The organism is Rheinheimera soli (genome assembly GCF_031457405.1).
Lineage (GTDB): Bacteria > Pseudomonadota > Gammaproteobacteria > Enterobacterales > Alteromonadaceae > Pararheinheimera > Pararheinheimera soli_A.
Genome location: NZ_JAVDWR010000003.1, coordinates 20,561 through 34,440 on the forward strand (window position 1 = coordinate 20,561; position 13,880 = coordinate 34,440).

Below are 13,880 nucleotides of genomic sequence, written 5' to 3' on the forward strand. Positions count from 1 at the left end.
TCCTATGTGACTGGGGCTCGGGCGCGCAGGCAACAACGCTGCAGCTTCAAGTACGCAGGGTATTTATTTCAGGCCGAGTTTATGTTCAAGATAGTGGATATTAGTTCCACCTTTATTGAAGTTCTCGTCTGTCATAATCAGCTTATGCAATTCGATATTGGTTTTGATACCACCGACCAGCAGTTCGCTTAATGCATTACGCATACGGGCTATCGCTATATCACGGTTCTCACCGTAGGTGATCAGCTTGCCAACCATGGAGTCGTAGTTTGGCGGCACTGTGTAATCAGCATAAATATGCGAATCCCAACGCACACCGTTACCACCTGGTGGGTGGAAGCGGGTGATGGTGCCTGGCGACGGAATGAACGTCTTGGCATCTTCAGCGTTGATACGGCATTCCACAGCATGACCACGGATCACAACATCAGACTGCTTAATGCTCAGTGGCATGCCAGAGGCGATACGCAGCTGCTCTTTAATCAAGTCCACACCAGTGATCATTTCTGTCACAGGGTGTTCTACCTGAATACGGGTGTTCATTTCGATGAAATAAAACTCGCCGTCTTCAAACAGAAATTCGAAAGTACCAGCACCACGGTAGTTCAGGTCGATACAAGCCTGCACACAACGGGCACCGATAAAGTTACGCAGTTCTTCAGTAATACCCGGAGCTGGCGCTTCTTCCACTACTTTCTGGTGACGACGTTGCATAGAACAGTCACGTTCACCTAAGTGAATGGCACTGCCCTGACCATCTGCCAGCACCTGAATTTCGATATGACGTGGGTTTTCCAGGAATTTCTCCATGTACACCATGTCATTACCAAAAGCAGTGCCTGCTTCGTTTTTGGTCATTGCAATAGATTCAACCAATTCTTCTTCGCTGCGCACTACACGCATACCACGACCACCACCGCCACCAGCAGCTTTCACGATAATCGGGTAACCGATACGCTTGGCTATGGCTTTGTTGACTTCGTCGTCGTCGCCGACAGCGCCGTCAGAACCTGGTACACAAGGTACACCGGCTTTTTTCATCGCTTCAATGGCAGAAACTTTGTCACCCATTAAACGGATAGACTCAGGACGTGGGCCGATAAACACCAGGCCACTTTCTTCCACTTGCTGCGCGAAGTCAGCACGTTCAGCTAAGAAACCATAACCAGGGTGAATAGCCTGGGCATTGGTTACTTCAGCTGCGGCAATCAGCGCAGGAATATTTAAGTAACTTTGTGGTGACGGCGCAGGACCAATACAAATGGTCTCGTCGGCCAGCAGCACGTGTTTCAGATTACGGTCTACAGTGGAATGCACAGCTACCGTTTTGATACCGAGTTCTTTACACGCACGTAAAATACGCAGTGCAATTTCACCCCGGTTGGCGATCAGTACTTTTTCTAGCATGAGTCTGCCTTTTAACTTATTCGATCACAAATAGTGGCTGGTCAAACTCAACCGGCTCGCCGTTTTCTACCAGAATTTGTGTCACCACACCGGCCTTGTCAGACTGGATCTGGTTCATCATTTTCATCGCTTCGATAATGCACAGGGTGTCGCCCACTTTAACGCTCTGGCCCACTTCAACAAAAGATTTAGAAGTAGGAGATGCAGCGCGGTAGAAGGAACCTACCATAGGTGAACGCATCTGGTGACCTGTGACTAGCGGCTTGGCAGCTTCAGCAGGAGCAGCGGCAGCAACTGGTGCTGCAGCTGGAGCTTGTTGCATTGGCGCAGCAGCATAGTGCATTGGAGCATATTGCTGCATTGGGCCATTGCGGCTGATACGAACGGATTCTTCGCCTTCAGTAATTTCAAGCTCGTTAATGCCTGACTCTTCCAGCAGTTCGATCAATTTTTTAATTTTTCTGATATCCATGACGTAGTTGCCTAATTAATTTGATGGAATGGTTGATAAGGACGACACCGCCGATTCCAGTGCGTAGTGGTAGCCTTTGGCCCCTAAACCACAAATCACACCTTTGGCGATATCGGATAAGTACGAGTGACGACGAAATTCTTCCCGCGCATGTACATTGGACAAATGCACTTCAATAAAAGGGATAGCCACGGCCAGCAATGCATCACGAATCGCCACGCTGGTATGGGTATAGGCGCCCGGGTTGATAATAATAAAGTCCTGTTGTCCTAAACTTTGCTGAATAGCGTTGATGAGCTCATGTTCGGCGTTGGATTGCAGATGAGTCAAAGTAGCATTCAGCTCTTTGGCATGGACAGTTAAGCCATCAACAATTTGCGGTAAAGTGGCGGCGCCATAAATTTGAGGCTCACGTTTGCCTAACATATTTAAGTTAGGGCCGTTGAGCAGCAAAATACGTAAGTTTGTCGACATATAGCGCGAATTTCCCGTCATCTTTATTGATTGCTAACTATCTTGCCAAAGGCACAAAACAATTGCATCTTTTTTAATCAGCGACCAGCGGTCGCTGCAGATTTGCCGCTTATTATAGTGAAATCGTTGCAAATGGCAGCAAAATACTGGTCTTATCAGCAGAACGGAACTTTTTTGCGAAGTTGAAACTGAAGTTGGGGAATTCAGGCAAAGTCAGAGCCAGTCTGACTTTGCCGAGAGTGTCGTGGAAATTTTTACTGCAGTATTGGACCTAAATGGGCACTAAAATCTTTTGGTCCCATGAAGCCAGTGATGCGAGATTGCGTTAATTCGCTGCCGTTTTTGTCAAATAACAGCAAAGTTGGCAAACCTAAAACCTGAAAATGATCCAATAATTGCTGATCCTGAGCAGTGGCATGAGTTACATCTATCTTAATTAACGTAAATTGCGCCATTAAGTTTTTCACCTCGCCATCGGCAAAAGTGATGTGCTCAAACTCTTTACAGGCCACACACCAGTCGGCGTATAAATCCACCAGCACAGGTTTACCCGCATCGGCTGATTTTTTTACTTGCTGTTGCAACTCATCCAGAGTTTTTACCAGTTTAAACTCGGTACTTTGTGTTTGGACACTTTGGCCTGCAACAACTACAGGTGATGGTAACCAATACCATAAGTTAGCGCCTGTAGTGCCCAGCACTATGACTAACGCCAGCATCCAACTGATGCTTTGGCCTGTTGTGCCTGTAGACAGCTGTTGCGATAAGCGGTGTAAATACACAGCCAGCATTAACAAGACTAGAGTTCCGGCAATCACCACCACATAAGCAGGCAGGAAACGGCTGAGTAACCAGACGGGCACTGCTAACAACAGGAAACCAAAGCTGGCTTTGACTACATCCATCCAGGCGCCGGCTTTAGGTAAAAACTTACCGCCCGTGCTGCCTAGAATCAGCAAAGGCAAACCCATACCCATACTTAAGATATACAGCGTTAAAGCGCCCAGAGCTAAATCGCCGGACTGAGCTACATATAAAAGTGCTGCTGTCAGTGGTGCTGTAGTGCAAGGGGAGGCGACTAAACCTGATAACAAACCCATCAAAGCCGCGCCTTTAATGCTGCCACCTTGTTGTTTGTTGCTTAAGCTATTGACTTTGTTTTGCCATTTCTCCGGCAAGCTTAAGTTAAATACACCAAACATAGCCAAAGCCAAAGCGACAAATAAAATGCTGATGGCAACTAAAACTATAGGGTGCTGAAAGTAGGTCTGGAACTGCAAACCTAAGCTTGCGACCAATAAACCTAATAAGGAGTAACTAATGGCCATACCCTGCACATAAGCCATGGACAAACTAAAAGCACGTTTACCGGATAACTGCTGGCCTTGCCCTACAATAATGCTGGTTAAAATAGGATACATAGGGAAAACACAAGGCGTAAAAGCCAAACCTAAACCCAGCAGGAAAAACAAAAACAGTGCTTTGAGTGTGCTGTCGCTTTGCAGTTTATCCAGCAGTTGTAACTGTTGTGAAACCGGAGCAGATGAAGTTGGCGACGTATCAGCTACAATGCCCAAAGCTGCAACAGCGTCTGCAGTGCTGGCGCTTGCTGCTGAAGCTGGCGCTATTAAAGGAATATCCAGTGTTTGCACCGGATAACATAAACCAGCTTCGGCACAACCCTGGAAGCGCACTTTGAGCATAGCTTCAGAACCCAACTGGCTTAACGGAATATCCAACACCACCTGGTGGAAATAGACTTCGGATTCACCAAAGTATTCGTCGTGGATCATCATGCCTTTTGGATACTGCGGATGAGAAAAGGCGGCATCTATACCGACAAACTTAAACTTGTCTTTATATAAGTAGTAGCCGTCGGCTATGGTAAAGCTGACCTGCAACTTTTCTTGTCCGCCAGAGCTGGCTTGCTGGCGAAAATCCATTACAAAAGCCTGCTCTACTGGCAGAAACTGCGAACCTTGTTGCAAGGCGGCCAGCGCATTGGTGCTTTGGCCCTGGCTTAAAAAAGAGAGGCTTAACAGCAGGCTAAATAAAAAACTCTTAATCACGACTCGTTACCTCTTGAACCCACTGTAAATAGGGGGCAAATACTTGTTGCGCGGCTATGGCAATAATTTCAGGCACTTGATACGGGTGTAAAGCACAAATGGCCTGTTCTATTTCGATAAAGTCTTCTTTTCTGGCTTTAATTAACAGCGGAATTTCAGTGCTCTGTTCAAGCACACCCTGCCAGACATAATGTGATTGCACCGCAGGCAAAACGTTAACACAGGCAGCCAGTTTTCGCTCCAGTACATGCTTTGTTATGCGTTCTGCCACCTGTAAATCAGGACAATTGCATAAAATCAGTTCCATCATCATGGTGATGTCCTCATTCTTGTTGGTTCAAAGCCACAGCAGTCAAGACCTGCTCACAGCGTATTTTGTTGCATAAATCGATTTGTTTGCACAAAAACCAAGCAAAAAGGCTTGAGTACACAAAATTTTTAAAACAAAGCCCTTGGGTTCATAAGGAGATTGCCCCATATAGCAAGCACAACAAATTTAACACCCAATGTTAAAACTCAAATCGCTTTTAGGAGATAAAAAAGCATGAATATTCGTCCATTACACGATCGCGTCATCATCAAGCGTTTAGAAGCTGAAAGCAAATCTGCTGGTGGTATTGTGCTGACTGGCGCTTCTGCTGAAAAATCTACTCGTGGTGAAGTGGTTGCAGTAGGCAACGGCCGCATTTTAGAAAACGGTTCAGTCCGTCCTTTAGATGTGAAAGTCGGCGACAAAGTGATCTTTGGTGCTTACGTAGAACGCACTGAGAAAATCGAAGGCCAGGAATATGTCATCACTAAAGAAGACAACATCCTTGGCGTGATCACCGAATAATTAAACCGAACTTTCTAATTTAATTTCAAAGTATTCAGAGGAATTTTTAAAATGGCTGCAAAAGAAGTACGTTTTGGCGATGACGCCCGTAACAAGATGCTCAAGGGCGTCAACATTTTAGCAAACGCAGTGCGCGTAACTTTAGGCCCTAAAGGCCGTAACGTTATTCTGGACAAGTCATTTGGTTCGCCAATGATCACCAAAGACGGTGTATCTGTTGCCAAAGAAATCGAGCTGGAAGACAAGTTCGAAAACATGGGCGCACAAATGGTGAAAGAAGTTGCTTCTAAAGCCAATGACGAAGCTGGTGACGGCACTACTACTGCCACTGTGTTAGCACAAAACATTATCAACGAAGGCGTAAAAGCTGTTGCTGCCGGTATGAATCCAATGGATTTAAAACGTGGTATCGACAAAGCAGTGATTGCTGCTGTTGCTGAACTGAAATTATTATCTCAGCCATGTGCCGACACCAAAGCTATTGCTCAGGTAGGTACTATCTCTGCAAACTCTGACGATGAAATTGGCCAAATCATTGCCAATGCCATGGACAAAGTAGGCAAAGAAGGCGTGATCACTGTTGAAGAAGGCCAGGGCTTAGCCAACGAGCTGGCTGTGGTTGAAGGTATGCAGTTTGACCGTGGTTACCTGTCTCCGTACTTCATCAACAACCCGGAAGCTGGCCAGGTAGAACTGGACAACCCGTTCATCCTGACTGTTGATAAAAAAATCAGCAACATCCGTGAATTACTGCCGGTATTAGAAGGCGTGGCCAAGTCAGGCAAACCACTGCTGATCATCGCAGAAGATTTAGAAGGTGAAGCTTTAGCAACTCTGGTTGTGAACAACATGCGCGGTATAGTGAAAGTGTCTGCGGTGAAAGCTCCAGGTTTCGGTGACCGTCGTAAAGCAATGCTGCAAGACATCGCTGTATTAACTGGCGGTGTAGTGATTTCTGAAGAAATCGGCTTAGAGCTGGAAAAAGCCACTCTGGAAGATTTAGGTACTGCGAAGCGTGTTGTGATCACCAAAGACAACACCACTATTATTGATGGTGCCGGTGAGCAGGACGCCATTAACGGTCGCGTGAAGCAAATCCGTCAGCAAGTGGAAGATGCCACTTCAGATTACGATAAAGAAAAACTGCAAGAGCGCCTGGCGAAGTTAGCTGGTGGTGTTGCTGTGATTAAAGTAGGCGCTGCCACTGAAATCGAAATGAAAGAGAAAAAACACCGCGTAGAAGACGCGCTGCACGCAACCCGTGCTGCCGTTGAAGAAGGCGTAGTACCTGGCGGTGGTGTGGCTTTAGTACGTGTAGCGGCCAAGCTGGTTGACCTGCGTGGCATCAATGAAGACCAGAACCACGGTATCAAAATCGCACTGCGTGCGATGGAAGCACCTCTGCGCCAAATCGTTGATAACGCCGGTGAAGAGCCGTCAGTTGTAGTAAACAACGTGAAAGGCGGTTCAGGCAACTACGGTTACAACGCTGCAACGGGCCTGTACGGCGATATGCTGGAAATGGGTATCCTGGATCCAACCAAAGTAACCCGTTCTGCTCTGCAGTTCGCAGCTTCTGTTGGTTCTCTGATGATCACGACCGAAGCTATGGTCACAGAACTGCCGAAGAAAGACTCTCCATCAATGCCAGATATGGGCGGCATGGGTGGAATGGGTGGGATGATGTGATCCGCACATCCCCCTAAAAAACGAACCCGGCGCAAGCCGGGTTTGTCGTTTTTAAGGGGGAATGGCACGTCACGAAGGGGTCAGATCAAGATTTGCGAAGCAAATTTGCTCTGACCCCAGTTTGCCGAACTCATCTGACTCTTCAATTTAAGACTAAACAAAAAAAGCTAACCGATAACAAAATCACCTATCTACCCCGGAAACTGCTGCTTTTGATGTAAAACCCGCATCACGTGAATAGTTGAACCATTCACCCAATAAGAAACAATCATGGATATTTCAGGAATAATCAGCAAACGATCACGGACCGAAGCGCGCTGAACTCCCATAAGCGGGTGAGCCAACAGATTTTCGACTTTGGCTTCGATCAGTTCATCGGTTTTTTCGGCGGCTACAGGGTTTATGGCATAAAGGTATTCAAAGATTTTTTCCCTGTCGTTCAGCGCTTCCTCTTCCCAGTAAATCATTCGTTAGCCCGGCTGCGGATTTTAGCTTTGCGTTCGGCCATACTGCTTTTCGCTTGTTCGTGGCTGACAAACTTCGCATTACCTGTATCCAGTTTTTCAAAGGCAGCATTGACTTGCTCTGTGAGCCATTGATCATGGGCGCTGACTTTTCGTTGTTCAGCAGCAAGCTGCTCAGTAAGCTGGCGACAGGCATCACTTAAAGTCCGCCCCTGACTTTCAGCCATCAGCTGAGCAAGGCGTTTGGTTTCTTCATCAACACGGAACTGAATTCTGGTTTCCATAACAAATCCTCTCAGGTTGTGTGTGTACAAATGTTAGCACTGAATGTATAGATGAGCCAAATCTGGTTGCCAGGTTGCCAGGTTGCCAGGTTGCACTGTCGCTCCGCTCCGAGTGCAGCCTACAACTCCATGTTGGTGACGTTTAAAAACCTGGTTGAAAAACTATAAAAAAGAGCTTAAAAAGTTGGGCAGAGCTTTTCAGAAAACCAGAGTTTTTATGCCAATATCCCATTTTGATAAGGTTGTTGCTTTGTCTGAGTTGAAACAAAACCCGGCTAAGGTAGTTCGGCTCAGCAAAATTCTGCATAAGCCTGTGCTCTTGACAAGCAAAGGACAGGATGTTGCTGTCCTGCAAGGGCTGGATAACTACACAAAAACAGCAGAAGAATTAAGATTTGTAAAAGCTGTAGCAACAGGTCTTTCCGATATTGCTTTGGGCCACACTTTAAGTCTGGAAGAAACATGCAAACTTCTGATAGATGAATCATGAAATGCGGATCGAGTTAGCAGAGTTAGCACCAAGGCCAGTAGCTATCTAACCGACAATCCCGGCTTGGCGCCACAACTAATGTATTAGTTGCCATACCCCTCTGAGCTGCTACCTTAAATTGATATGTATCAACACTGCTGACCTCAAAACTGTTTAGTATCAGCTCATCCCAATACACATTTTTAACTGTTTTGTTCAGGAGGACTTAGCGATGAAAAGATTCAAAAACATTTTGCTTGTAGCCAAAGCTCAGTGCGAACACCCCTTTGAACTTGAAGCTGCGCTGACGCTGGCTGAACAAAACTCTGCGGAAATTACCTTGCTGATGGTATTACCTGCTCTGAGTAGCTTTCATCTGATGAAACCAGAACGGCCGCAACAGGACATAGAAAAAGACTATGTTCAGCATCATTTAAATGAGTTACTGGCAAGGGCTGGGCGGTATCAGCAGCGCGCTGAAATTCGCTGCAAAGTAGTAATAGGTACTGAATTTATTCAAGTGATCCGCTCTGTTTTGCGTAACCATCACGACTTAGTGATCAAAACGGCTGAGCCTGCCAGTTGGGTGAAACGGCTGTTTGGCGGCACTGATATGCACTTGCTGCGTAAATGCCCTTGCCCTTTGTGGTTACTCAAACCTGAGGTGGCACCCACTTACAGCACAATAGCTGCGACTGTAGATTTTAATCCGGATGACCCTCAAAGTGTTGAGCAGCCACTGAACCGGCAAATACTGGAACTGGCCAGCTCTATTGCAATACACAATTCGGCAACTTTACATATTTTGCATGCCTGGCAACTGGAGTCTGCCGGAGTGGTATTAATGTGGAGCGACAATCCGGAACAAGCCGAAGCTGAATATAACCAAAGCCTTTATTCATCCCATCAATCTGGCATCAACAGATTAAAACTGCTGATGGCGAAATGGATTGGCCAACCAGCCTATGACTATTGCAAGCCTCATTTCGAGTTACTGCGGGGAGACGCCTCGCATATTCTGGCGAAAAGAGTGGAGGAACTGGAACCCGGCTTAGTGGTGATGGGCACTGTTGCCCGAACTGGCATTGCCGGATTCCTGATAGGAAATACTGCAGAAGCTATGCTGGAGCAGTTGAACTGTTCAGTATTGGCAGTCAAGCCAGCAGGTTTTGTGACACCTGTTACTCTGGATGAGTAAATTATTTTTCAGAGGCGTAGTAACAGAGGCTCAGCTATGCCAGCTTTAGTCAGGATGCTGTTGAATATCTCACAGCTTCACCCGTATGATCAGGTGTTTACAATGTCTGCTCCGGTTTTGATGTAAGGTCAGGCTTTGTTTTGGATACTGGTGCTTAAGGAGAGTGTGCTGTGTTTGCAGATCCGTTTTTTCAGTTGCTGAGCCTGTTGTTACTGACAGTTGTTATTATTCTGCTGTTTCAGCGTTTTCATTTGCCAGCCAGTATTGCTTATTTGCTGGTGGGGATACTCCTGAGTCCTAATACAGTCGGTCCTTCAGTTGATGACAATCTGATCTCCCATATAGCCGAATTTGGTATTGTTTTTTTACTCTTCACTATAGGTCTGAACTTCACTATGCCGCAGATCTACGCCATGCGTCATACTATTCTTGGTTTGGGCATGGGGCAGGTTGGTTTAACTACACTGGTGGTGACCTTGCTGCTGATGGCTTGTGGTTTAAACCCTGCTGTGGCTTTTGTATTGGGCGCTATTGCGGCTCAGTCTTCTACCACTGTCATTAGCAAACAATTGACCGAACAGGGAGAATCAAACAGTCATCATGGTCGTTTGTCGCTGTCATTGTCTGTGTTTCAGGATATTACGGCAGTGCCTTTTATTGTTGTGATCCCTGTGCTTGGTACAGCTGTAGCGAGCGAAATAGCAGGGTCACTAGGTTTGGCAGTGGCTAAAGCTGCGCTGGCTATGGTGCTGGTGATAGGTGTGGGGCGCTTGTTATTCCGGCCTTTTTTCCATCTTGTGGCCAGTAAAAAATCCGCTGAGCTTTTTACCCTGACCGTTTTGTTGGTTTGTTTGCTGGCAGGTTTTGCGACAGAGCAACTGGGTTTATCTATGGCCTTTGGCGCATTTTTGGCGGGCATGGTGCTGGGTGACACTGAATTCCGGCATCAGGTCGAAAGCACGATCAGACCATTCCGTGATGTATTGCTGGGATTGTTTTTTATCAGCGTCGGCATGCTGGTTGACCCAGCCGCTATAGTGCCGCAATGGCACTGGATTGTATTAGCGACTTTGTTGATGCTGGTGCTAAAAACTGTGCTGGTGCTGTTTTTATTACGTCGCAAAGGAATGGCATGGCAATTGTCCTGGCGAACAGGCTTGATCCTGGCCGTAGGTGGTGAATTTGGTTTAGCACTGCTGGCGCTGAGCGGCGACGTGCTGCCTGCTATGTATCAGCAAATCACGCTGGGTACTGTATTGTGCTCAATGGTGATTGCCACAGTGCTGATTAAGTTTAATCTGCAAATAGCGCAAAAACTCAGCCCAAAAGAAAAGTTAGCTGTGGGTGATGATGTGCCGCAGGCTGAGCAGGCACCACCACTGCAAAATCACGTTCTTATTGCCGGATATGGCCGCATAGGACAAATATTGGGTAACTTTCTTGAAGCTGAAAAAATTCCTTTTCAGGCGCTGGATATGGATGCCAGCCTGGTTAAACAAGCCAGTCTGGCGGGTGAACCTGTGTTTTATGCCGATGCTGCTGACCCTACTGTGCTCAAGGCTCTGGGCATTGAGCAAGCACGTTTATTGTTGATAGCTCATGACGATTTACCATCGGCATTACAAAGTTTGTATTTTGCCAAGCAACTGAATCCAGATTGTATTGTGCTGGTCCGAACCAGAGACGATAGTCAGTTGGACGCTTTGCGAGCCGCTGGGGCGGACGAAGTGATACCTGAAACGCTGGAGGCAGGCATGATGATGGTGTCTCAGGCTTTATTGAGTTTAAAAGTCTCTCCGGCCCGGGTGGCATTGTTGATAGCCCAGCAGCGTAAACAGCGTTATCAGTTATTGCATCAGCTGTTTCATAGTGAACAGCAGCAACCAGAGAGTGCTGAAGTGCCGCAGCTGTATCCTTTGACACTGACGCAAGAGCACCCATGGGTCGGGCGGACGATAGCAGAGCTGCCGTTGCAGCAAGTGCAGTTACAGGCATTAGTCAGGGCCCAGCAACGACAACTGAATCCTGCCCCAGAGACTCTGTTACAAGTTGAGGATGTGTTGGTGTTGTTTGGTGAGCTGCCTCAAATCGAAACTATGACAGCACTGACAGCAACTGGAGGCTGATGATGCAGATGACGACTGAGCCTGAACTAAAGCGCCAGCAAGCCATTTTATCTATAGATCAGGGCACTTCATCCAGCCGGGCTTTGTTATTTAACCGCGATGGCAAAGTAGTGGCAGTGGCGCAGCAGGAGTTGGATTGTGTCTATCCAGATCAAGGCTGGGTCGAGCAAGATGCAGAGCTGATTTGGTTGTCTGTGCTTAAGGTCTGTCGGCAGGTGTTGGCGCAGGCCGTGCAACTGGGTATTGAAGTGCTGGGTGTCAGTATCAGTAATCAACGTGAAACTACTGTGCTTTGGCATAAAGCCAAAGACAAAGTGCTGGCGCCCGCTATTGTCTGGCAAGACAGGCGCACAGCGGATTATTGTCAGCAACTCAAAGATCAGGGCCATGAAACTTTAGTGCAGCAAAAAACCGGCTTACTGCTCGACCCTTATTTTTCTGCCAGCAAAATCCAGTGGTTACTCACTCATAATGCCGATGTGCTGCAGGCCCTGGCTGACAACGAATTAGCCTTTGGCACTATAGATAGTTTTTTACTCTGGCGTTTAACATCGGGGCAAGTGCATGCCACAGACACCACCAATGCTAGCCGTACTTTATTGCTGAATCTGCAAAGCTTAAATTGGGATCAAGAACTGCTGCAGTTGTTTGGCGTACCAGAGCAAATTCTGCCTGCGGTAAAACAAAGCGCTGATACCTATGGCCTTTGTGATACCCGCTTATTTGGTTTGGCCTTGCCTGTGCTGGCGCTGGTGGGTGATCAACAGGCTGCGGCTTTAGGTCAGGGCTGTATCAGCGCTGGTTCTTTAAAAAGTACCTATGGTACAGGCTGTTTTGCGTTATTAAATACCGGCAGCAGTCCGTTATTTTCCAAACACAGATTACTGACCACAGTAGCTTTTACTGTGCAGGGCCAAACTTTTTATGCGTTGGAAGGTGCTATTTTTGTCGCTGGTGCTGCGGTGAAATGGCTGCGGGATCAATTGGGTGTTATTACGCAAGCCAGTGAAACCGAAGCTTTGGCGCAAAGCCTGCCGGACAACGGCGGTGTGTATTTAGTACCGGCTTTTACCGGTTTAGCTGCACCGCATTGGCAACCTGAAGCAAGGGCTTCTTTGATCGGTATGACTCTGGGCACAGGCAAAGCCCATATAGCCCGTGCCGCGCTGGAAGCTGTGGTCTATCAAACGGCAGATTTACTTGCTGCCATGTTGGCTGATGGTGCAAAGGTAGAACAGCTGCAAATAGACGGCGGTATGGTGGCGAATAATTGGCTGTGTCAGCATCTGGCTGATGTGCTGAATTTGCCTGTGCTTAAACCCAGTCAAAACGAAGCGTCAGCTTATGGCGCTTCGGTATTGGCCGGAGTAGCACTGGGCTGGTTTGAAAGTCTGGCTGATGTGCAGTTTAGCTCTGAAGCTCAACAGTTTTTACCGCAAATGTCAGCCGATAAACGCTGTCAGTTATTAAGCGGCTGGCAAAAAGCTTTAAATTCTGTTCTGTTGTGATTTATCCCGCCGTAACACCCATACCGTAAACAAACTGGCGGTCATAAACATCAGCAAGCTGTAAACGCTGGGTGCTATCGACATGGCGGTGTTTTGCAAAATACCTGTGGTGATCATCAAAGCGAGCGTGCCATTTTGTAGGCCCACTTCAAGGCAGATGGTTCTGGCTTGTTTTTCCTTCTGCAGCAAAAACCGGCCCAACCAATAACCTGCCAGCATAGTGAATACATTTAAAGCCAAAGTTGCTGGTCCGGTTTTTTGTAAAAACAGCCAAAGATCCGCACCTAAATCTGTAGCTATGCTGATGATTAATAACACCAGCACTATCACCGAAAAGCGGCTGATCATGGGTTGAAAACGTTGTGAGCGTTCTGGCCATTTAAAGTTAAACCACATGCCAAGCAATACAGGAAAAACACTGACGATCATCAAGGTCAGCCAGGTTTTTAATAAAGGCAGCTGAAAAGCAGTGTTTTCCCCTAAAAAGTGTTCTATGGCCCACACCGCCAGCAAAGGTAACGAAAAGGGGGTGATAAAACCAACCAGCACAGTTAAAGCCACAGACAACCCCAGATCGGCTTTACACAAGTAGCTGTACAAATTGGACGTAGTGCCACCCGGACATAAGGCCAAAACAAACAAACCTACAGCCAGTTCACCTTGCAGATCAAACAGATAAATCACCCCTAAAGCACATAGCGGCAGCAGCAATAACTGCGCCAGGGCACCAACAAAAAACGCTTTGGGCTGACGCACTACTTCCGAAAAATTGGCAAGCCGCAGGCTCATGCCAACGCCCGTCATAATCAGTATTAGCGCTATAGGTAAACCAGTTTGGGTCAGAGCTTCAAACATTTTTAGTTGTTCTTCAAAGAGATAGTGTGG

Annotated in this window: 14 protein-coding genes; 6 read left to right on the top strand and 8 right to left on the bottom strand. The window is 47.0% G+C overall.

Features of this window, described 5'->3' with window-relative positions; translation table 11 throughout:
- Positions 1-63: 63 nt before the first annotated feature.
- The 5 genes from accC to cutA form a co-directional block, all read right to left on the bottom strand.
- Positions 64-1,407, bottom strand: coding sequence for an acetyl-CoA carboxylase biotin carboxylase subunit (gene accC, locus J2W69_RS06610; RefSeq protein ID WP_310275822.1), 1,344 nt, complete (start codon positions 1,405-1,407; stop codon positions 64-66).
- 16 nt (positions 1,408-1,423) lie between these two features.
- The gene (accB, locus tag J2W69_RS06615) at positions 1,424-1,879 is read right to left on the bottom strand and encodes an acetyl-CoA carboxylase biotin carboxyl carrier protein (RefSeq protein WP_310275824.1); all 456 of its coding nucleotides are present in this window, start codon (positions 1,877-1,879) and stop codon (positions 1,424-1,426) included.
- Positions 1,880-1,894: 15 nt separating this feature from the next.
- Positions 1,895-2,353, bottom strand: coding sequence for a type II 3-dehydroquinate dehydratase (aroQ, locus tag J2W69_RS06620; RefSeq protein ID WP_310275826.1), 459 nt, complete (start codon positions 2,351-2,353; stop codon positions 1,895-1,897).
- A 254-nt stretch (positions 2,354-2,607) separates the two neighbouring features.
- On the bottom strand, positions 2,608-4,422 hold the full coding sequence (locus tag J2W69_RS06625) for a protein-disulfide reductase DsbD (RefSeq protein WP_310275828.1): 1,815 nt from the start codon (positions 4,420-4,422) through the stop codon (positions 2,608-2,610).
- Complete coding sequence (gene cutA, locus J2W69_RS06630; protein WP_310275830.1) at positions 4,415-4,735, bottom strand: divalent-cation tolerance protein CutA; 321 nt, start codon at positions 4,733-4,735, stop codon at positions 4,415-4,417. Before cutA ends, J2W69_RS06625 begins: the two co-directional genes overlap by 8 nt.
- 231 nt (positions 4,736-4,966) lie before the next feature.
- Between cutA and J2W69_RS06635 the strand changes: the two genes are divergently transcribed.
- On the top strand, positions 4,967-5,257 hold the full coding sequence (locus J2W69_RS06635; protein ID WP_008899128.1) for a co-chaperone GroES: 291 nt from the start codon (positions 4,967-4,969) through the stop codon (positions 5,255-5,257).
- 51 nt (positions 5,258-5,308) lie between these two features.
- Positions 5,309-6,946 carry a chaperonin GroEL gene (groL, locus tag J2W69_RS06640; protein WP_310275832.1) on the top strand — a complete coding sequence of 546 codons (1,638 nt, stop codon included), beginning with the start codon at positions 5,309-5,311 and terminating at the stop codon, positions 6,944-6,946.
- A gap of 191 nt (positions 6,947-7,137) precedes the next feature.
- Here the strand turns inward: groL and J2W69_RS06645 are convergent, their stop codons facing one another.
- Both J2W69_RS06645 and J2W69_RS06650 read right to left on the bottom strand, forming a co-directional pair.
- Positions 7,138-7,413, bottom strand: coding sequence for a type II toxin-antitoxin system RelE/ParE family toxin (locus J2W69_RS06645; RefSeq protein WP_310275835.1), 276 nt, complete (start codon positions 7,411-7,413; stop codon positions 7,138-7,140).
- Positions 7,410-7,694: a type II toxin-antitoxin system RelB/DinJ family antitoxin gene (locus J2W69_RS06650; RefSeq protein ID WP_310275837.1), complete on the bottom strand. Its 285-nt coding sequence runs from the start codon at positions 7,692-7,694 to the stop codon at positions 7,410-7,412. Before J2W69_RS06650 ends, J2W69_RS06645 begins: the two co-directional genes overlap by 4 nt.
- A 154-nt stretch (positions 7,695-7,848) precedes the next feature.
- On the opposite strand from J2W69_RS06650, the gene J2W69_RS06655 reads away from it, so the two are divergent.
- From J2W69_RS06655 to glpK, 4 genes are all read left to right on the top strand, one after another.
- Positions 7,849-8,184 carry a type II toxin-antitoxin system Phd/YefM family antitoxin gene (locus tag J2W69_RS06655; protein WP_310275839.1) on the top strand — a complete coding sequence of 112 codons (336 nt, stop codon included), beginning with the start codon at positions 7,849-7,851 and terminating at the stop codon, positions 8,182-8,184.
- A 211-nt stretch (positions 8,185-8,395) separates the two neighbouring features.
- Entirely contained in the window at positions 8,396-9,361 is a 966-nt protein-coding gene (locus J2W69_RS06660; RefSeq protein ID WP_310275841.1) for a universal stress protein, read from the top strand.
- Between the two features lie 170 nt (positions 9,362-9,531).
- On the top strand, positions 9,532-11,487 hold the full coding sequence (locus tag J2W69_RS06665; RefSeq protein ID WP_310275843.1) for a monovalent cation:proton antiporter family protein: 1,956 nt from the start codon (positions 9,532-9,534) through the stop codon (positions 11,485-11,487).
- The gene (glpK, locus tag J2W69_RS06670) at positions 11,487-12,995 is read left to right on the top strand and encodes a glycerol kinase GlpK (RefSeq protein ID WP_310275845.1); all 1,509 of its coding nucleotides are present in this window, start codon (positions 11,487-11,489) and stop codon (positions 12,993-12,995) included. Before J2W69_RS06665 ends, glpK begins: the two co-directional genes overlap by 1 nt.
- On the opposite strand, the gene J2W69_RS06675 is transcribed toward glpK, so the two are convergent.
- The gene (locus J2W69_RS06675) at positions 12,975-13,850 is read right to left on the bottom strand and encodes a bile acid:sodium symporter family protein (RefSeq protein WP_310275847.1); all 876 of its coding nucleotides are present in this window, start codon (positions 13,848-13,850) and stop codon (positions 12,975-12,977) included. The genes glpK and J2W69_RS06675 overlap by 21 nt on opposite strands.
- Between the last annotated feature and the right edge of the window lie 30 nt (positions 13,851-13,880).

What these genes read in the sequence shown, in the direction of transcription:
- glpK (WP_310275845.1), top strand. Translation starts at nt 11,487, where the DNA reads ATGATGCAGATGACGACTGAGCCTGAACTAAAGCGCCAGCAAGCCATT.
- aroQ (WP_310275826.1), bottom strand. Translation starts at nt 2,353, where the DNA reads ATGTCGACAAACTTACGTATTTTGCTGCTCAACGGCCCTAACTTAAAT.
- J2W69_RS06650 (WP_310275837.1), bottom strand. Translation starts at nt 7,694, where the DNA reads ATGGAAACCAGAATTCAGTTCCGTGTTGATGAAGAAACCAAACGCCTT.
- accC (WP_310275822.1), bottom strand. Translation starts at nt 1,407, where the DNA reads ATGCTAGAAAAAGTACTGATCGCCAACCGGGGTGAAATTGCACTGCGT.
- accB (WP_310275824.1), bottom strand. Translation starts at nt 1,879, where the DNA reads ATGGATATCAGAAAAATTAAAAAATTGATCGAACTGCTGGAAGAGTCA.
- J2W69_RS06645 (WP_310275835.1), bottom strand. Translation starts at nt 7,413, where the DNA reads ATGATTTACTGGGAAGAGGAAGCGCTGAACGACAGGGAAAAAATCTTT.
- J2W69_RS06635 (WP_008899128.1), top strand. Translation starts at nt 4,967, where the DNA reads ATGAATATTCGTCCATTACACGATCGCGTCATCATCAAGCGTTTAGAA.
- groL (WP_310275832.1), top strand. Translation starts at nt 5,309, where the DNA reads ATGGCTGCAAAAGAAGTACGTTTTGGCGATGACGCCCGTAACAAGATG.
- J2W69_RS06675 (WP_310275847.1), bottom strand. Translation starts at nt 13,850, where the DNA reads ATGTTTGAAGCTCTGACCCAAACTGGTTTACCTATAGCGCTAATACTG.
- cutA (WP_310275830.1), bottom strand. Translation starts at nt 4,735, where the DNA reads ATGATGATGGAACTGATTTTATGCAATTGTCCTGATTTACAGGTGGCA.
- J2W69_RS06660 (WP_310275841.1), top strand. Translation starts at nt 8,396, where the DNA reads ATGAAAAGATTCAAAAACATTTTGCTTGTAGCCAAAGCTCAGTGCGAA.